Annotated in this window: 18 protein-coding genes; 8 read left to right on the top strand and 10 right to left on the bottom strand. The window is 65.9% G+C overall.

The genetic code is table 11. The features are described from left to right. Positions 1-3: 3 nt before the first annotated feature. Positions 4-513 carry a DUF2975 domain-containing protein gene (locus tag AC1DS0_RS15250; protein WP_476815139.1) on the bottom strand — a complete coding sequence of 170 codons (510 nt, stop codon included), beginning with the start codon at positions 511-513 and terminating at the stop codon, positions 4-6. Between AC1DS0_RS15250 and AC1DS0_RS15255 the strand changes: the two genes are divergently transcribed. Further along, entirely contained in the window at positions 506-1,282 is a 777-nt protein-coding gene (locus tag AC1DS0_RS15255) for a hypothetical protein (RefSeq protein WP_476815140.1), read from the top strand. The genes AC1DS0_RS15250 and AC1DS0_RS15255 overlap by 8 nt on opposite strands. On the opposite strand, the gene AC1DS0_RS15260 is transcribed toward AC1DS0_RS15255, so the two are convergent. Further along, positions 1,257-2,102, bottom strand: a complete 846-nt coding sequence (locus AC1DS0_RS15260) for an AAA family ATPase (protein WP_476815141.1) — start codon at positions 2,100-2,102, stop codon at positions 1,257-1,259. The two genes, AC1DS0_RS15255 and AC1DS0_RS15260, sit on opposite strands and share 26 nt — an antisense overlap. Positions 2,103-2,283: 181 nt before the next feature. On the opposite strand from AC1DS0_RS15260, the gene AC1DS0_RS15265 reads away from it, so the two are divergent. Then, positions 2,284-4,071, top strand: a complete 1,788-nt coding sequence (locus tag AC1DS0_RS15265) for a cation:proton antiporter domain-containing protein (RefSeq protein WP_476815142.1) — start codon at positions 2,284-2,286, stop codon at positions 4,069-4,071. A gap of 161 nt (positions 4,072-4,232) precedes the next feature. Here AC1DS0_RS15265 and AC1DS0_RS15270 read toward each other — a convergent pair whose 3' ends face one another. Together AC1DS0_RS15270 and AC1DS0_RS15275 are read right to left on the bottom strand one after the other, a co-directional pair. Beyond that, positions 4,233-5,333: a glycosyltransferase family 4 protein gene (locus AC1DS0_RS15270; protein ID WP_476815143.1), complete on the bottom strand. Its 1,101-nt coding sequence runs from the start codon at positions 5,331-5,333 to the stop codon at positions 4,233-4,235. Continuing rightward, a complete protein-coding gene (locus AC1DS0_RS15275) occupies positions 5,333-6,274 on the bottom strand; it encodes a UDP-2,3-diacylglucosamine diphosphatase (protein ID WP_476815144.1) in 942 nt (313 codons plus the stop codon). The genes AC1DS0_RS15270 and AC1DS0_RS15275 overlap by 1 nt, the downstream gene beginning before the upstream one ends. Positions 6,275-6,399: 125 nt before the next feature. Between AC1DS0_RS15275 and AC1DS0_RS15280 the strand changes: the two genes are divergently transcribed. From AC1DS0_RS15280 to AC1DS0_RS15305, 6 genes are all read left to right on the top strand, one after another. After that, positions 6,400-7,179 (top strand): SDR family oxidoreductase, encoded by a 780-nt coding sequence (locus AC1DS0_RS15280; protein ID WP_476815145.1) that lies wholly within the window; start codon positions 6,400-6,402, stop codon positions 7,177-7,179. A gap of 66 nt (positions 7,180-7,245) precedes the next feature. Then, on the top strand, positions 7,246-7,698 hold the full coding sequence (locus AC1DS0_RS15285; RefSeq protein ID WP_476815146.1) for an N-acetyltransferase family protein: 453 nt from the start codon (positions 7,246-7,248) through the stop codon (positions 7,696-7,698). A 134-nt stretch (positions 7,699-7,832) separates the two neighbouring features. Next, positions 7,833-8,762 carry a DMT family transporter gene (locus AC1DS0_RS15290; RefSeq protein WP_476815147.1) on the top strand — a complete coding sequence of 310 codons (930 nt, stop codon included), beginning with the start codon at positions 7,833-7,835 and terminating at the stop codon, positions 8,760-8,762. Positions 8,763-8,881: 119 nt separating this feature from the next. Further along, complete coding sequence (locus tag AC1DS0_RS15295) at positions 8,882-9,502, top strand: helix-turn-helix domain-containing protein (protein WP_476815148.1); 621 nt, start codon at positions 8,882-8,884, stop codon at positions 9,500-9,502. Positions 9,503-9,588: 86 nt separating this feature from the next. Next, the gene (locus AC1DS0_RS15300) at positions 9,589-10,020 is read left to right on the top strand and encodes an antitoxin Xre-like helix-turn-helix domain-containing protein (protein WP_476815149.1); all 432 of its coding nucleotides are present in this window, start codon (positions 9,589-9,591) and stop codon (positions 10,018-10,020) included. Beyond that, complete coding sequence (locus AC1DS0_RS15305) at positions 10,017-10,499, top strand: RES family NAD+ phosphorylase (protein ID WP_476815150.1); 483 nt, start codon at positions 10,017-10,019, stop codon at positions 10,497-10,499. Before AC1DS0_RS15300 ends, AC1DS0_RS15305 begins: the two co-directional genes overlap by 4 nt. 4 nt (positions 10,500-10,503) lie before the next feature. On the opposite strand, the gene AC1DS0_RS15310 is transcribed toward AC1DS0_RS15305, so the two are convergent. The 6 genes from AC1DS0_RS15310 to AC1DS0_RS15335 form a co-directional block, all read right to left on the bottom strand. Further along, a complete protein-coding gene (locus AC1DS0_RS15310; RefSeq protein WP_476815151.1) occupies positions 10,504-11,439 on the bottom strand; it encodes a c-type cytochrome in 936 nt (311 codons plus the stop codon). Positions 11,440-11,709: 270 nt separating this feature from the next. Beyond that, the gene (locus AC1DS0_RS15315) at positions 11,710-12,141 is read right to left on the bottom strand and encodes a c-type cytochrome (RefSeq protein ID WP_476815152.1); all 432 of its coding nucleotides are present in this window, start codon (positions 12,139-12,141) and stop codon (positions 11,710-11,712) included. A gap of 132 nt (positions 12,142-12,273) precedes the next feature. Continuing rightward, on the bottom strand, positions 12,274-14,583 hold the full coding sequence (locus AC1DS0_RS15320; RefSeq protein WP_476815153.1) for a xanthine dehydrogenase family protein molybdopterin-binding subunit: 2,310 nt from the start codon (positions 14,581-14,583) through the stop codon (positions 12,274-12,276). 119 nt (positions 14,584-14,702) lie between these two features. Then, positions 14,703-15,656, bottom strand: coding sequence for a YiiG family protein (locus tag AC1DS0_RS15325; protein WP_476815154.1), 954 nt, complete (start codon positions 15,654-15,656; stop codon positions 14,703-14,705). Positions 15,657-15,904: 248 nt separating this feature from the next. Further along, entirely contained in the window at positions 15,905-16,219 is a 315-nt protein-coding gene (locus tag AC1DS0_RS15330) for a rhodanese-like domain-containing protein (RefSeq protein ID WP_377801061.1), read from the bottom strand. A 607-nt stretch (positions 16,220-16,826) separates the two neighbouring features. Next, a complete protein-coding gene (locus AC1DS0_RS15335) occupies positions 16,827-17,027 on the bottom strand; it encodes a type II toxin-antitoxin system VapB family antitoxin (protein ID WP_476815176.1) in 201 nt (66 codons plus the stop codon). Positions 17,028-17,105 lie beyond the last annotated feature (78 nt).

The following is a 17,105-nucleotide window of genomic DNA, read 5'->3' on the forward strand; positions in this document are numbered from 1 at the left end:
CACCTACACGAAACTCTGATTCTCGTCCGCGAGCCGGACCGCCTCCTTCAGCACCAGCCCGAAGGCGACCAGCGCCGCCCCTGCCGCCAGTACGCCGAACGTCCCCGGATCGAGCGTGATCGCCAGTTGCTTCTGGCCTGAGGGATTGTCGAAGGTCAGCGCCACGCTCTGCAGCGCGCGCGCCAGCGGCGTCGCGACGCCCATTGCCGTCAGCAGCCAGCCGACCCGCGTGAGGCGCTGCGCATTCTCTTCTTCCAGCACCCGGCCGCGGCCGAAGCGGCCGAACAGGCTTGAGAGCCGCAACATCGCGGCAACGAAGAGGCCCGCAGGTACGAGGCCAATCGTAAGGGCGGCCCAGTAGCCGCGCTCCGAGAGCGAGCCGACCGGGGCGCTGACGCCGATCGTACTGCGAGCATAGGCGGCGAGTTGCTCGGGATCGCGCCAGAGCCAGATCGCGCCGACGGCCATCAGCGCCGCCGCCGCAAAGCAGAGGACGCGAGCGACCGTGCTCACGCGGCGCAGCCTCGCCATGGCGGATCGGCCTTGGGCGGAATTCGATATGGCTGCCATTTCATTTCACCCCGCGATTGACAAAAATAAACTAATAGATGAATTTCTGAATGTCAAAGCCATTTCATCGAGAGCCGCCATGCACACTTCCCTGCCTGCCAATTTCCTTCTTTTCGGCCTGCTTGCGGGCTGCGGCCACGTGCCGCTGACCTCGCTGCCGAAGCTCTCGAAGATCGACATGAAGACCACAGATCTCGCGCAGCTGCGCGCCGGCATCAGTCTGCCGGCTGATATCCGCACCCTGCCCGGCGGCGTCACCATGACGCTTGTCGCCTTGCCCAAGGATGGCGGCCGTCATGAGCGCAAGGTCGTGCTGGAAGAAGTGCGAGATGCTGCCGAACTGGCCAAGCTGCCGGCGGTGGCATCGCCGGGACGCCGCTTCACCCTGTTCAGGCTGAGCCGGACCGACGCCGCGCGCCTTGGCGCCTTCCGCGAGGAGATGTTCGCCGGTCCGCAGAACAGCGGCAATCGCGGCAGCCTGGCGCTGAGAGCCGACAAGGCCTGCCGCCTCGGCGAGCTCTCAGGCAAGCCGATCGCGATGAGCGGCTATCTCAGGACGTCGGAAACGCAGGACTATGTCCTGCTGATGCGCGACTTCGATCTGAAGGAAGCTGTCCGCGAAGTCGACCCCAAGGTCGACTTGGCCACCGCGATCCCGCCCTGTGACACAGTGTCGGAAACGAAGCTCAGCGGCTCTCCCGCCGCGCCATGAAGGCGAGCTTCTCGAACAGCGAGACGTCCTGCTCGTTCTTGAGCAGCGCGCCGTGCAGCGGCGGGATCAGCTTGCGCGGATCACGCTCGCGCAACACCTCGGGGCCGATATCGTCGGCGACGAGGAGCTTCAGCCAGTCGAGCAGTTCGGAGGTCGAGGGCTTCTTCTTGATGCCGGGCACCTCGCGCACCTCGAAGAACAGGCGCAGCGCCTCTTCCATCAATCGCTTCTTGATGCCGGGGAAATGGACCTCGACGATTCTCTGCATCGTTTCGGCGTCGGGGAAGCGGATGTAATGGAAGAAGCAGCGGCGCAGGAAGGCGTCCGGCAACTCCTTCTCGTTGTTCGAGGTGATGATCATCACCGGCCGCTGCGCCGCCCTGATCGTCTCGCCGGTCTCGTAGACATGGAATTCCATGCGGTCGAGCTCGAGCAGGAGGTCGTTCGGGAACTCGATGTCGGCCTTGTCGATCTCGTCGATCAGCAGCACCGGGCGGGCCGGCGAGACGAAGGCCTCCCAGAGCTTGCCGCGCTTGATGTAGTTGGCGATGTCGGAGACGCGGGCGTCGCCGAGCTGGCTGTCGCGCAGGCGGCTGACCGCGTCGTATTCATAGAGGCCCTGCTGCGCCTTGGTGGTCGACTTGACGTGCCAGGTCAGCAGCGGCGCGCCGAGCGCAACCGCGATCTCCTCGGCCAGCACGGTCTTGCCGGTGCCGGGCTCGCCCTTGACCAGCAGCGGCCGCTCCAGCCGGATCGCGGCATTGACCGCGACGGTCAGGTCCTCGGTAGCGACGTAAGAAGCGGTGCCGGTAAAGCGCATGCGAGGCCCTTCATATGGCTGCTCCGTGGCCATGCTGCCGCCGCGGATGGCAACGTGCTTAGAGGTCAGCCGGCGGCGGGGCAAGTTTTCGTCAGCCCGGCGCGTGATTTGGTTTGTGTTGCAAGGCTTTACCAAGCAAAGCTTTGAGATCAGCAGCTTCGCTTGATTCTTCGAGGGTGACGTGGCCGGGACGATCGATCCTTCCGCCTATCGTGACGCCGTGGTCGTGCTCGCCACGGCCGGCGTGATCGTGCCCTTCGCCAAGCGTTTTCGCGTCAATTCGGTCGTCGCCTTCATGGCCTGTGGTGCCGTGCTCGGCCCCTATGGCCTCGGCGGGCTCGCCGCCAAGATTCCCTTCCTTGGCGCCATCACCGTCTCGAATGCGGAGGCGCTTGCCGGTCCTGCCGAGCTCGGCGTCGCCTTCCTGCTCTTCGTCATCGGACTCGAGCTCTCCTATGAGCGCTTGATGACGATGCGCCGGCTGGTCTTCGGACTCGGCCTCGGCCAGGTCGCGTTCTCGGCCACTGCGATCAGCGCCATCGCCTATGCCTTCGGGCAACCGGCGGCTGCGGCCCTGCTGATCGGCACGGCGCTCGCCTTGTCCTCGACCGCGATGGTGGTCGAGCTGCTCTCGGCCCATCGCCGCATGACGTCCTCGGCCGGACGCGCCAGCTTCGCCATCCTGCTCTGCCAGGACCTTGCGGTGATTCCCCTGCTGTTCCTGGTCAGCGTGCTCGGTGCGCAGAATGGCGGCTCGCTGATCGCCGGCCTGACCCAGGCGCTGCTGCAGGCGGCCGCCGCGGTCGCTGCCATCATCGTCATCGGCCGCCTCGCCATGCGCCCGCTCTTTCGCCTGGTCGCCTCGACCGATTCGTCCGAGAGCTTCATGGCGGCGACCCTGCTGGTTGCGCTCGGCACAGGACTGATCGCGGCCGGGGCCGGCCTCTCCATGGGGCTCGGGGCTTTCATCGCCGGGCTACTGCTGGCGGAGACCGAGTATCGCCGCGCCATCGAGGTGACGATCGAGCCATTCAAGTCGCTGCTGATCGGCGTCTTCTTCCTTACCGTCGGCATGAGCGTGAATCCTGCAGCCCTGGCGGCCCAGCCTGCCGCGATCCTGAGCATCGCCGCCGGGCTCTTCCTCGCCAAGGTCGCGATCACCTTCCTGTTCGCCCGCTATTTCAAACTGTCGGTACCGACCGCGCTCGAAACTGCGATCATGGTCGGGCCCGGCGGCGAGTTCGCCTTCGTGCTGCTGACCGCCTCCGTCGCGGCCAAGCTGGTCGACCAGAACGCGGCCTCGCTCGTACTCGCCGGCGTCTCGCTGACCATGATCTTCCTGCCGCTCGCCGCCCGCATGGCGCGGAAGCTCTCGGCGCGCCTGGCCCCGGCAGCGAACCTTCCGGCGGAAGCGAGCATCCTGCCGCCGGGCGATCACGCGCCGCGCGCCATCGTCGTCGGCCTGGGTCGTGTCGGTCGGCTCGTCAGCGAGATGCTCGAACAGCACAAGGTGCCCTACATCACCATCGACGCCGATCCCTCGCTGATCGCGGCGCAGCGCCGGGCCGGCCGGCCGGCCTTCTACGGCAACGCCACCAAGCCGGATTTCCTGCGGCTCTGCGGCCTCGAGGAGGCGACCGCGCTGATCGTCACCATCGACAATCCCCGCGCGGTCGATGAGATCGTGTCGGCAGCACGCGGCGTGCGGCAAGACCTCATCATCGTCGCCCGCGCCCGCGACGCCAAGCATGCGCGGCATCTCTACGAGCTCGGCGTCAACGACGCCGTGCCGGAGACGATCGAGGCCAGCCTGCAATTGTCGGAAGCGGCGCTGGTCGGCCTCGGCGTACCGATGGGCCTCGTCATCGCCTCGGTGCACCAGCGCCGCGACGATTTCCGCAGCGAGCTGAAGCCGGCCAGCGCCCCGCAGCCGGCGCTGCCGCGCCATGCCCGCTCGCGCAGGCTGTGACGCTAAAGGACGGCACTTGAAAAACACGTGAGCCCTCATCCTGAGGAGCGCTCTGCAGGAGCGCGTCTCGAAGGATGCTTCAGGAGGCTCGGGAACCAGCTGGACCATCCTTCGAGACGCCGCTGCGCGGCTCCTCAGGATGAGGGCTGAGAAGCGTCGCCTTAAGCGAATTCCTTCCGCTCCACCGGCTCCAGCCGCACGGACAGCGCAGTCGTCGAGGCCGGCACCGGCTCGATACGCACCACTTTGCCGGTGGCGGCTGCCTGCATCGCCCGGTGCATATGGCCGTAGAACTGCTCGGCGCTGCTGTGCCAGCTATGGCGCTGGGCGAGTTGAAGCCCGGCCTCGCGTGGCAGACGCAGGGCCGAAAGCGCAGCCTGGCGCAGATCTTCGTGCAGCACCGCCGCCTCGCTGCCGGCAAAGACGTCGCTCGGCCCTTGCACCGGGAAGGCTGCGACTGGCAGCCCGCTCGCCGCGGCCTCCAGCAGCACGATGCCGAACGTGTCGGTCAGGCTCGGAAAGACGAAAACGTCGGAGGAGGCATAGATCGCAGCGAGATCCTCTCCCTCGCGCGCCCCGAGGAAATGCGCCTCCGGGAAGGCGCGCATGAGGTCGGCACGGGCGGGCCCGTCGCCGACCACGACCTTGCTACCGGGCAGGCGCAGCGACAGGAAGGCTTCGAGGTTCTTCTCGACCGCGACCCGGCCGACGCTGAGGAAGATCGGCCGCGGCAGGTCGAGCACGCTCTCAGGGCGCGGATGGAACAGCGAGAGATCGACGCCCCGGCCCCAGCGCAGGATGCGCTCGAAGCCATGGGCGCTGAGCTCCGCCTCGACGGTGGCGGTCGAGACCATCACGCCCGCCGCCGGCCCGTGAAAGCGACGCAGGAAGCGGTAGCTCCAGCTTTCGGGGATCGGCCAGCGCGCCGCGACATATTGCGGGAAACGGGTGTGGTAGCTCGTGGTGAAGGTGCGCTTCTGGGCCAGGCAGACAGCGCGCGTCAGCCAGCCGATCGGCCCCTCGGTCGCGATGTGGATATGGTCGGGACCGAACTCGGCGATGCGCCGAGCGACATGCCGGCGCGTCGCCAGTGCGATGCGGATATCGGGATAGGACGGCAGCCCAACCTGCCAGAAGCCTTCCGGCGTCAGCATATGCGGGGTGACGCCGAACTCCGGCGCCGCCTCGACCATCCGCTCCAGCGAGCGCACGACGCCGTTGATCTGCGGCCGCCAGGCGTCCGTCGCGATCAGGACGCGCATCAGCGCGCTTTCCGCTCAGCCTGTTTTGGCTGAGCGCCAAGAATTCGCGCCAAATCTAAATGCTGGGGCATGTTCTTATCCCAAAAGTGGTTTCCACTTTTGGGGAACATGACCCGGGCGGCCTCGACGAGGCTCGGCACTGGCGCCGGGCGCGCTGTTGTGGGCAGTGCCGGCTTCTCGCCCTTCTGTCGATGCTGCGGCCAGCGGACGATCTCGAAGCGGCCATCGTCGTGCTCGACCACAGCCGTGCAGCTTTCGACCCAGTCGCCGGTGTTGATGTAGGTCAGCCCGCCGATCTCGCGCTGCGCGGCATGGTGGATGTGGCCGCAGATCACGCCGTCGGCCTTGTGCCGGCGCGCCTCGTCGGCAAGGCACTGCTCGAACTCGCCGATATAGTTCACCGCGTTCTTGACCTTGTGCTTGGCCCAGGCCGAGAGCGACCAGTGCGGCAGGCGAAGGACGCGGCGGACCCGGTTGATGCCGTGGTTGAGCACCAGCGCGATCGTGTAGGCCCAGTCGCCGAGCAAGGCGAGCCATTTGGCATTGCGCACCACGAGGTCGAACAGGTCGCCGTGGATGACCAGCATGCGCTTGCCGTCGGCCGTCTCATGGACGATGTCGTCGACCAGGGTGATGCCGCCGAACTGCAGGCCGGTATAGTCGCGCAGGAAATCGTCGTGATTGCCGGTGACGTAGATCAGCTTCGAGCCCTTGCGCACCTTGCGCAGCAGCTTCTGCACCACATCGTTGTGGGACTGCGGGAAGTACCAGCCGCTCTTCAGCCGCCAGCCATCGATGATGTCGCCGACGAGGTAGATCGTCGGCGCGTCGTAGTCGCGCAGGAACTCCAGCACGAGATCCGCCTGGGCTCCGCGCGTGCCCAGATGCAGGTCCGAGATGAAGATGCTGCGAACTTGCTTGGCGTCGCTGTCGTCGCTCATGGCCGCCGGCCCATACTGTTGCCTTGCCTGCGGCGTGTGTCTGATTTGCACTACGCTTTGATGACGCGGCGCCAAAACCGTGCTTTGCCTGCCCGCACAGGAACGGATCTTTCCGGGAGACGACAATGGATCTGGGTATCGCCGGCCGCACGGCCATCGTTTGCGCCTCGAGCAAGGGGCTGGGCCGCGGTTGCGCGCTGGCGCTAGCCGAAGCGGGCTGCACCGTCGTCGTCAACGGCCGCGACGCCAAGACGCTTGAGGAGACCGCAGCTGCGATTCGCGCCAGCACCGGCGCGACCGTGATCGCCGTCGTCGCCGACGTCTCGACCAAGGCGGGCCAGGATGCGCTGCTTGCCGCCGCGCCGAATCCCGACATCCTCGTCAACAACAATGGCGGCCCGCCGCCAAAGCCCTTCCGCGAAGTGACGCGCGAGGGACTTCTTGAAGGCGTAGCGCAGAACATGGCGACGCCGCTGGAACTGGTGCAGCGCGTCGTCGACGGCATGATCGAGCGGCGCTTCGGCCGCATCGTCAACATCACCTCGGCGAGCGTGCTGACCCCGCTGACCGGCCTCGATGTCTCCTCCGCCGCCCGCGCCGGTCTGACCGCTTTCCTCGCCGGCGTGGCCCGCGAGATCGCCCATGCCAACGTCACCATCAACAACATCCTGCCCGGCGTGTTCGACACGGACCGGATCAAGACCGCGACGAACAAGGTCGCCGAGATGCAGGGCATCAGCATCGAGGAGGCGACGAAGCGCCGGCTCGCCGCCGTCCCGGCCGGCCGCCTCGGTACGCCCGACGAGTTCGGCAAGCTCTGCGCCTTCATCGCCAGCGCCCATGCCGGCTACATCACCGGCCAGAACTTCCTGATCGACGGCGGCTCGTTCCGGACGAACTTCTGACACCGGGCCGGCCGGGCCGCGGCAGAGTGCGCCCCGGCTTTCACCTGCAGTACCAAACTGAGACCGATGACCATCGCCTATCGACGCGCCGTCCCCGAGGATACGCCCGCCTGTGTCGTCCTGCGCGGCAGGACACGAGAGAACGCCTTCTCGGTCGAGCGCCTCGCGGAAGCGGGTGTCACGCTCGAAAGCTGGCAGGCTGCCATCGCCGATGGCAGCCTGCCAGGCCATGTCGCGACCGAGGCAGATGAGATCGTCGGCTACTGCTTCGGCGAGCGCGAGACCGGCGAAATCGCCGTGCTGGCGCTGCTGCCGGAGCATGAGGGACAAGGAGTCGGGAAGACCCTGCTGAACCTGGTCGTCGGGGAATTCAGGGAATTAGGCCTCGCCAGGCTGTTCCTCAGCTGCTCGCCCGATCCCGCCGTGCGCTCCTACGGTTTCTACCGGCATCTGGGTTGGACCTCGACCGGCACCTTCGACGATCGCGGCGACGAGATCCTCGAATACCGCCTCGCCTGACCCGGGCCACCGTCGCCTCCCGCAGCGCGCCGGTCCGATGTGCAACATCGGTGCTTGGAACGGCTCGACGCTCGTGGTCTAAGGACTGGAGGTCTTGCACAAGACTTCCATTCCTCCTGCCCGACCTTTTAGCCTTGTCACCGCTCCTCGGCATCAGCCTCAAGCTGCTTTCGGCCCTGTCGTTCACGCTGATGTCGGCCGGCATCAAGACGCTGGCCTCGCGCTATCCGACGGGCGAGCTCGTCTTCTTCCGCTCCTTCTTCGCGCTGATTCCGCTGATCATCTGGCTGGCCTGGCGTCATGAATTCCCCGAGGCGCTCAAGACTAGCAATCTGCGCGGCCATCTCAAGCGCGGCGTCATCGGCTCGACCGGCATGTTCCTCGGCTTCGCCGCACTGCATCTGCTGCCGCTCTCGGATGCGGTCGCGATCGGCTACGCCGCGCCGTTGATCGTCGTCGTTCTGGCGGCGCTGATCCTGAAGGAGCGCGTGCGCATCTATCGCTGGACCGCGGTCGCCGTCGGCTTCCTCGGCGTGCTCCTGATGCTCTCCCCGCATATGGGCGCGCAGGCCTTCGGCCATGGGCTCTCGGGCGGCCCCGCCATCGGCGCCTTGCTCGCGCTTGCCGGCGCCTTCTGCTCGGCCTTCGCCTCGATCGAGGTCCGGCTGCTGACCCATACCGAGAAGACCGGCGCCATCGTCTTCTACTTCATGTCGCTGACCTCGCTGCTCGGCCTGCTGACGCTCTCACTCGGCTGGACCGTGCCGGACCTGAAGGATTTCGTCCTGCTCGTCACGATCGGCGTGCTCGGCGGCCTCGGCCAGATGCTGCTGGTCCAGGCCTATCGCTATGGCGACGCTTCGCTGATCGCGCCCTTCGAATATTCGACGATGATCTGGGCGACCGCGCTCGGCTGGTTCGTCTTCGGCGAATGGCCGGTCCAGGCCGTGCTCATCGGCTCGCTGATCGTGATCGCCTCGGGCATCTACGTCATCCTGCGCGAGCAGCAGCTCGGCCTGCTCAAGAAGGAGACGCGCGAGGCCGGCCCGTCCCGCTCGGTCTGAAGCCACTCGACTTGCTGCTTGGAGCGATCCAAGGCATTGTCCGCTAGGACAAACAATCGTTCTCTTTCCCAAACGGCAAAATCCTGGCCGGGCTAGAGACGACGGCAGGCAAGAGCACAATGGGCATCGAAACCAGGGAACGTGGCGGCCGGGAGCTCGCATCCGGCGCGCAGGTGATTTCGGGCCAGCTCGGCAAGACGATCCAGCGGCTGCGCAAGGCCTACAACCTCTCGCTCTCGGAACTGGCCGAGCAGTCCGGCGTCGCCAAGTCGATCATCAGCCAGATCGAGCGCAACGAGACCAATCCGACGCTGGCGACGATCTGGCGGCTATCGCAGGCGCTCGACGTCTCGATCGAGCGCGTGCTGTCGACCAATGAGGAAGAGGCCTTCATCGAGAAGATCGCCCGGCCCGACACGCCGATCCTGGTCTCCGAGGACGGCAAGCTGCGCCTCGCCATCATCGGCTGGATCAAGACGGTCGAATGGCTGCAATGGTACGAGGTCAGCGCCGAACCGGGCGGCGAGCTCGATTCGGAAGGCCATCAGCGCGGCTCGATCGAATCGCTCTCGGTCAGCACCGGCGAGTTCGAGGTCGAGGTCGGTGGCATCACCCAGCGCGCCAAGGCCGGCGAGACCCTGCGCTATCGCTGTGACCGCCAGCACGTCGTCCGCTGCATCGGCGACCAGCCGGGCACCGCGCTGATGGTCTGCATCCTCAAGGCGGCGGTGATGGACTGAAGGTCGCCTTCGCTTCGGCAGAGCCTTGCTTGTAGACGGCCTCATCCGAGACTATATTTAGCCTCAAGTGAAATGAGGCGAGGCCGATGCTGACCTATGAAGCGATGGCTCGCGTGTTGGGGCTGACCAGCGACGCTGGGGCAGCGCATACACCGTTCGGATTGATCTCGACAATCGAGAGTGGCCTTCCCGTCGCGGCGCTGGAGCGCGTCTCCCGGCTGCTGTCGCCCAACGACGCCCAGTTCAAGTTCCGCTTTGTCCCGAAGGCGACCTATGAGCGACGCAAGGCGGCGCATCGCCTGTCGGCGGACGAAGGTACGCGCTTGGCGCGCGTCGCCGGCGTATGGGGGTTGGCCCTCGATGTCTGGAAGACCGAGGACGCCGCCCGCGACTTCATGTTCAGGTCCCACGCCATGCTCGACGACCGGCGCCCGATCGATGTTGTCATCCAGAACGAGATTGGCGCCGAACTGGTGCGCGACATCCTCGCTGGCCTGAAATACGGCAGCGCCGCGTGACATCACAGCGGCTGGACCGGACGCTGGCGGCCTACCGCATCGGCGATCCGGATGGCCTCTATCCGATCTTCGACGCGACCGGTTCCACCCTTGCGCCCGGGCGCTGGAATACGCCCGGCAGCCCGGTGATCTACAGCAGCGAGCACTTTTCGACGGCCCTGCTGGAAAAGCTTGTGCGCGGCAGCGGTCAGCTGCCACCCAATCAGCACTTCGTCCGGATCAGCATCCCGCGCGGCGTCAGTTACGAGATCTTCTCGCCCCCTGCCCTGCCCGGCTGGGACACGATGCCCGCAACGGTCAGCAAGCTTTATGGCGAGGCTTGGTGCCGGGAGCGCCGCAGTGCCATTCTCCTGGTGCCGAGCGTCATTGCGCGGCTCGACAGGAATGTCCTGATCAACCCTGCTCATCCTGACTTCGCCCTGATCGAGGCAAGCCTGCATGAGCCCGTCTTCTGGGATCGGCGCCTGTTCGGCGGATAACAACCTACCCCCCGGCCGCCTTCTGCGGCCGTGGCGGCCCCTGCACGGCCGGTAGCGATTTCAGGTACTCCGCCATCGCCAGCCGGTCGGCGTCCGATAGCTGCGCCATGTTGCGCACCACCGCAGCCATCGAGCCGCCGACATTGTCGAAGCCTGGCGTGAAGCCGGTCTTGAGCAGTTCGGCGATCTCGGCCTTCGACCATTTCCCAAGGCCGTCCTCGGCCTGGGTGATGTTCGGCACCCAGCCCTTGCCTTCCGGATCGGGCCCGCCGGCGAAGCGCGTCGCCTGGACGATGGCACCAAACTGGTTGCGGCTGGAATGGCATTCGGCGCAGTGGCCCGGCCCGTTGACCAGATAGGCGCCGCGATTCCATTCATCGCTTTTGGCCGGATCGGCCTTGAACGGGGCGCCGTCGAAGAACAGCAGCTTCCAGCCCCCGACCAGGCGGCGGATGCTGAAGGGGAAGCCGAGCTCATGACCGGGCGCCCTGCCCTCCACTGAAGGCAATGTGCGGATATAGCCGAGGAGATCGGCCACCGCCTTGGCCGGCATCTGCCGATAGGAGGTGTAGGGGAAGGCCGGGTAGTAGTGCTGGCCCGCGGGCGAGACGCCAGCGGTCATCGCCTGGATGAAGTCAGCCGTACCCCAATTGCCGATGCCATCGCGCGTGTGCGGCGAGATATTGGGCACATGGAACTTGCCGAAGGGCGACTCCAGCACCAGCCCACCGCCGAGCCTGGTCTTGTCGTCCTGGCCGGGCGTCGCATGACAGGAGGCGCAGCCGCCAGCCGCGAACAGGAGCTTGCCGTTCTCGACATCGGGCGCCGGCAGCGTGCCGACCTCCGGCCCCGGCGAGACCACGCGCGGATCGGTGAGGACGAAGAAGCCGGCAGCGCCGAGCGCGATGAAGACCAGAAGCGTGATCAGCAGGCGGCGCATCGGTTCCTCATTCGGTTGTCCCGGGCAAACAACGCTCGTATCGCGACCGGGTTCGAACCGAACGTCGTAGACACGAATGGAGCGGGCCTTCCGAGAGCCGGATCCGATCAGGTTTCAACAACCTGATCGGTGAATCCGTCTCTCACTTAAAGATAGAGACCGCTTCTCCAATCAGCTTGCCACGCAAACTGATTGGAGCGGGCTCTAGGGAAGCCCGCTCCTTCGATCAGGTCAAATCTGCAGGTCAAATCTGCTGGCGGCAGGCCGCCGTCACTTCTTGATGCGGTAGGTCTCGTGGCAGCCGCCGCAATTCTTGGTGGCGTCGCCGAAAGCCGTGCGGAAGCCGGCGAGATCGGTCACCGCAGCGCCCTTGGCGGCATCCCCCTCGAACTTGGCGAAGGCCGCTTTGAAGCCGGCCTGGTCCTCCCAGATCTTCGGCGCCGCCGTGGTCTCGCCGCCGGTCTTGGCGCTCTCCGGATAGAAGCCCGGCATCTTCTTGGCGGCGTCGCCGTAGGCCTTGAATACCGCCTGCGCCTTGGCGGCGTCGAACGGCGCCTCGCCCTTGGCCATCGCCGCGCCATCGCGCGTCGCCGCGCCGACCGCCTTCATCGTGTCACGCCGCTCGGAGATCGGATTGGCCTGGGCCAGGACGGCGGAGACGCCGACGGCGAGACCGAGGGCGACGAAAGCAGAGCGAAGCATGCTTGGGAATCCTCCGGAAGGCAGCGCCGGACCCGGCGCTGTTTTGAACTCTTCCAGAGAAGCCGACGTGCACGACAGCGCCAAGTCGCATTGTCGTGAACTTCCTTGCAAAGAGGCAAACGCCTCCTTGCATCAAGACGGATAGCCTGCCGCCTTCAGCGTCGCGAACACCTTGGGCGGGGTCGCCGGCATGTCGATCGCCGTGACGCTGGCAGCGCGGTTCAGCGCATCGACCATCGCGTTCATCACCGCCGGGCAGGCGCCGATCGCGCCCGCCTCGCCTGCGCCCTTCACGCCGAGCGCATTGGTGACACAGGGCACATTGCGCGTCTCGAAATGGAAGTTCGGAATGTCGACCGCCCGCGGCAGGGCGTAGTCCATGAAGGTCGCGGTCAGCATCTGGCCGGACGAGTCGAAGCGGATCTCTTCCATCAGCGCCTGGCCGATACCCTGGGCCGCACCGCCATGGACCTGACCCTGCAGCATGATCGGGTTCAGCGTCACCCCGAAATCGTCGACCACGACATAGTTCTGGATCTCGGTGCCGCCGGTCGCCGGATCGACCTCCAGCTCCACCACATGGGTGCCGTTCGGATAGGTCGCTTCCGGCGGCGTCCAGCTCTGATGCACGCTGAGCTGCTCGGCCTTGGCGCCGGGCAGATTGGCGATCGCCTTGAGATCGAGCGCCTTGTCGGTGCCGACGATGCGCACGGCACCATCGACGATCTCGAGATCGCCCGGAGCGGCCTCGAGCGCCTCCGAGGCGAGGCTCTTCAGGTTGTCGGCGAGGATGCCGGTCGCCGCGTTCAGCGCCGCGCCGCCAACGGGGATCGAGCGCGAGCCGCCGGTGCCGGAGCCGGTCGCGATCCGGTCGGTATCGCCCTGGACGACCTTGATGCGGTCGAGCGGGATGTCGAGATGCTGGGCGACGAGCTGTGAATAGGCGGTCTCATGCCCCTGCCCGTTCGACTGGGTGCCGATCAGCACGGTGACGGTGCCGTCCTTCTCCAGGATCACGGTGGAGCTCTCCGGCCCGCCGCCGCCGCAGGCCTCGATATAGCAGGCGAGCCCGATGCCACGGAGCTTGCCGGCCTTCTGCGAGGTCTTCAGACGGCTCTTGAAGCCCTTCCAGTCCGCCACTTCCATGGCGCGGCGCATATGGCCCTCGAACTCGCCGGAATCGTAGACCGGGCCGGTCTGCGTCTTGTGCGGCATCTCGCTCGGCTTGACGAAGTTGAGAGCCCGCACCGCATCGGGCGTCTTGCCGGTCTCGCGCGCGATCGCATCGACCAGCCGCTCGATCAGATAGGCCGCCTCGGGCCGCCCGGCGCCGCGATAGGCATCGACCGGTGTCGTGTGGGTGAACACGCCGCGGAAACGGACATGCACAGCCGGGATGTTGTAGCAGCCCGGCGTCATCGTCGTGCCAACCCAGGGGATGAAGGGCCCATACTGCGAGAGATAGGCGCCCATGTCGGCCGCGAGATCGACCTTGAGGCCGATGAACTTGCCGCGCTTGTCGAGCGCCATCGTCGCGGTGGTGAGGTTGGCGCGGCCATGGGTGTCGGCGAGGAAGTGCTCGGTGCGGTCGGCGACCCAGCGCACCGGCCGCTTCAGCTTCTCGGCCGCGACCATGGTCAGCGGGTATTCGCGGTACATGAAGATCTTGGTGCCGAAGCCGCCGCCGACATCGGGCGTGATCACCCGGATGCGGGAGGGATCGACCTTGAGGATGTAGCTGGCGAGGATGTCGCGCGTGCCGTGGCTGCCCTGGCTGCCATGTGTCAGGGTCCAGCGCTTGGTCGCCTTGTCGTATTCGGCGATGCAGGCGCGCGTCTCCATGTAGTTGGAGGCGAGGCGGTTGTTGACGATGGTGATCGAGATCGTCCGGTCGGCCTTGGCGAAGGCTTTCTCTGTCCGCTCGCGATTGCCCTGCTCCGCCTCGAAGGCGACGTTGCCGTCACGATCGGACCAGACCTGCGGCGCCCCGCTCTCTAAGGCCTCGGCGATGCCGGTGATCGACGGCAGCGTCTCGAACTCGATCTCGATCGCCTCGGCGGCGTCGCGCGCCTGATCGAGCGTCTCCGCGACGATGAAGGCGATGGCCTCGCCGACATGGCGCACCGTATCCATCGGCAGCACCGGCACCGAATTCGGCTTCACGCTCTTGCCGGAGATCTCCTTGATCAGCCCCTTGCAGGGGATGTCGCCGAGATGGGCGACGTCCTCGCCGGTCAGGATCAGCTTGACGCCCTTGCGCTTCAGCGCCGCCTGCTTGTCGACGATCTTGAATTTCGCATGCGCATGCGGCGAGCGCAGCACATAGGCGTGGAGTGCGCCCTCGACGGCGGTGTCGTCGGTATAGCGGCCGGTGCCGGTGGCCAGGCGCTGATCCTCGACCCGCCGCATCGGCTGGCCCATCCCGAACTTCATCGGACGCATCGGCAAACTTCCTTCGGATCACTCGAATGAGAAAGACTGGCGCAGGATCGCCGCGCCGTCACCCCGGTCATCATGGAGGGACCGGGATGCGCCGAGCGCAAGCAAGCGGGCCTTGAAACTCAGCGGATCATGCGCGCGGCGCTATCCGACATCGACACCATCATATTGTAGCTGGAGACGATGCGGTTGGCATCGCCCGCCGCGCCCTTGCGAACGTCGCCCTTCGACTTGCCGAGCTTCTCGCGGAAGTCGCGCAGATTGCCGAGCCAGGAGCTGGCGGAGGAATCGATCATCGGCACGCCCGACGGATTGCTGTCCTTGAAGCGGTCCATTTCCTTGATCGCGCCGGAATAGCCGGCCAGTGCCGTATCGAAGGCAGCGAGGTTGACGATCGGGCTCTCATTGCTCGGCATCACGTCCATCACGGCGCGCGCATTGATCATGATGTTGCGCAGCTGCCAGCGGGCCTGACGGCCCTCGCTCGCCTCGATCGCCGCGAGCTCGCGCGCGTCGATGCCCTTCTTGTAGCCGTTGAGCTGGTTGCTGAAGGCGGTGCGCTCACGCAGGAAGGCCTCCGCCGCCGGCACCATCTTGGCATGCAGCTCGCGGCCCTCGGCGGCGTTGTCGTCGCGGTAGTCCTTGCGCTCATAATAGCGCTCGGCCCGGGTGATCAGCGGCGCCAGCTCCTGATAAGCGGCGATATAGCGCTTCACCGCGGCGTCGAGCTCGGGCTGCGCCGGCGGCTGGCCGGCGGCCGCCTCGGCCTTGGCGATCTCGTCCTTGACGTCATAGAGGCTGTAGAGCCCGTAGGAGATATAGCGCTCCTTGCCGGTCGGGCCCTTCTTCATGTCGACCCAGCTCTTGTAGCGATCCCAGGATTCGATCGCCCGGATCGTCCGGTTGGAGAGCGAGGTATAGGCATTCGACTTGGCGATCGCCGCCTGAAGCTCGGGATCCTGCGCCGGCTTCTTCGCTGCGGTCTGCGGGGCGGCCTGCGCAAAGGCGAGCGGCGCTGCGGACACGGAGCAAAGCAGGGCTGCGAGGGAGAGGCTCAGCAGGCGGGAAGCCTTCATAGGGCACCTTTGGTCGACCGCGGCCGGATTTGAGGCCGCGCCACGTTATCGACGCTGGCGCTGCGAACCGCAACCGGAAGGCGATGCGGGTCACCTCGGGAACCGTCCCGCCAAACACAGCCCTCATCCTGAGGAGGCCGCGCAAGCGGCCGTCTCGAAGGATGATCCAGCGATCTCCGGAACCTCCTGAAGCATCCTTCGAGACGCGCTCCTGGGGAGCGCTCCTCAGGATGAGGGCTCAGGGGATTTCAGCGTTCCACGGGCTCGCCGCGCATCGCCCAGTCCTTGAAGCCACCGATATAGTGGCTGTCGATGTCGAGCCCGGCCGCCTGCGCGAATTCCAGCGCCCGCAGCGAGCGCACCCCGGCAGCGCAGGAGAGCACGACACGCTTGCCCGGCTCGTTCGGCAGGTCGGCGGGATCGAACTGCGACAGCGGCCGCGACACCGAGCCAGGAATGCGCCCGGCGGCGAACTCATGCGGCTCGCGCACGTCGACGAGCAGGATCGAGCCGTCAGCGAGGCCCGCCTTGACGGCGTCGATGTCGAGGTCGTGTACGATCATTAAAGACGCTCCCGAAAGATGGCCGTTTTTACCCAAAGCGCGCCTCGATGTAACCGGAAGCGTGCCGCACTTAAAAAACACCTCGCCGCGATCCAGCGACGAGGTCCAAGTTCCGAACCGGCTGCGGCCAAATATCTACGTCTCGGAACGCAAAGGTCTGGCACCTCAAAATGATAGGCGGTCTGTAGCGCGCTCCGGCAGGGGGCCTGCAAACTCTGTGAGAAGATCAACCAGCCGGCTATCGTACCAGGTAGCGCCAAGTGCCCGTGGTGTGCATTGGCTCCTTCGCCGATTCGGCTCGGCCGGATCCTGTCTAAATCAAGACCGTCATTTCTGGGGAAAAACAATTCGGCTTGCCGCTCTTGTTGATCACGCCTTCGAACAAGCTTGGGATAGGGTCCAGGATCTCAGCGGCGCGATCGAGGATAGTCCGGAAGAAAAGGAGCTAGTCGAGCTCATCAACGCCGTGGAAGAGCGCGAGCGGGAACACACCTTCTGAGCACTGACGCGCCTCACAAGTGCGAAGATCTTGCGAATTGAGCCGGGGCGCGTCCCTGCATCACGGGCCGACGAAAACGATCAATCCAGACCGATAGCTAGGCCAGAGTCACTTAGGGGCGTCGCTTTGACGCCGCGGTCCAGCCGCCGCGTCCGGCATTGTGCCGCCGAGGGCGACTAGGCGCTTGCCAGCCTCGACGCGCACGAGCGTTTCCAACGCCTGTCGAACGAGGGCATCAATCTCCTCGGTACCGGTCAGCGACCGGGCGTTCTTCAGCAATCTGTCCTCGATGTCGATCGTGACGAACATCAGCTGTTTGATCCCTGGCGCTGCGGCGAAAAATACCGGGAGGCTGAGATCTCCGCAAAACACTTTACGATAGCTCGC

Source organism: Allobosea sp. P4_H5 (genome assembly GCF_056400825.1).

Excerpts from the sequence above, each read along its gene's own strand:
- AC1DS0_RS15330 (WP_377801061.1), bottom strand. The coding sequence starts at position 16,219 with ATGATCGTACACGACCTCGACATCGACGCCGTCAAGGCGGGCCTCGCT.
- AC1DS0_RS15310 (WP_476815151.1), bottom strand. The coding sequence starts at position 11,439 with ATGCGCCGCCTGCTGATCACGCTTCTGGTCTTCATCGCGCTCGGCGCT.
- AC1DS0_RS15320 (WP_476815153.1), bottom strand. The coding sequence starts at position 14,583 with ATGCGTCCGATGAAGTTCGGGATGGGCCAGCCGATGCGGCGGGTCGAG.
- AC1DS0_RS15280 (WP_476815145.1), top strand. The coding sequence starts at position 6,400 with ATGGATCTGGGTATCGCCGGCCGCACGGCCATCGTTTGCGCCTCGAGC.
- AC1DS0_RS15295 (WP_476815148.1), top strand. The coding sequence starts at position 8,882 with ATGGGCATCGAAACCAGGGAACGTGGCGGCCGGGAGCTCGCATCCGGC.
- AC1DS0_RS15260 (WP_476815141.1), bottom strand. The coding sequence starts at position 2,102 with ATGCGCTTTACCGGCACCGCTTCTTACGTCGCTACCGAGGACCTGACC.
- AC1DS0_RS15335 (WP_476815176.1), bottom strand. The coding sequence starts at position 17,027 with ATGTTCGTCACGATCGACATCGAGGACAGATTGCTGAAGAACGCCCGG.
- AC1DS0_RS15285 (WP_476815146.1), top strand. The coding sequence starts at position 7,246 with ATGACCATCGCCTATCGACGCGCCGTCCCCGAGGATACGCCCGCCTGT.
- AC1DS0_RS15325 (WP_476815154.1), bottom strand. The coding sequence starts at position 15,656 with ATGAAGGCTTCCCGCCTGCTGAGCCTCTCCCTCGCAGCCCTGCTTTGC.
- AC1DS0_RS15275 (WP_476815144.1), bottom strand. The coding sequence starts at position 6,274 with ATGAGCGACGACAGCGACGCCAAGCAAGTTCGCAGCATCTTCATCTCG.
- AC1DS0_RS15270 (WP_476815143.1), bottom strand. The coding sequence starts at position 5,333 with ATGCGCGTCCTGATCGCGACGGACGCCTGGCGGCCGCAGATCAACGGC.
- AC1DS0_RS15300 (WP_476815149.1), top strand. The coding sequence starts at position 9,589 with ATGCTGACCTATGAAGCGATGGCTCGCGTGTTGGGGCTGACCAGCGAC.
- AC1DS0_RS15315 (WP_476815152.1), bottom strand. The coding sequence starts at position 12,141 with ATGCTTCGCTCTGCTTTCGTCGCCCTCGGTCTCGCCGTCGGCGTCTCC.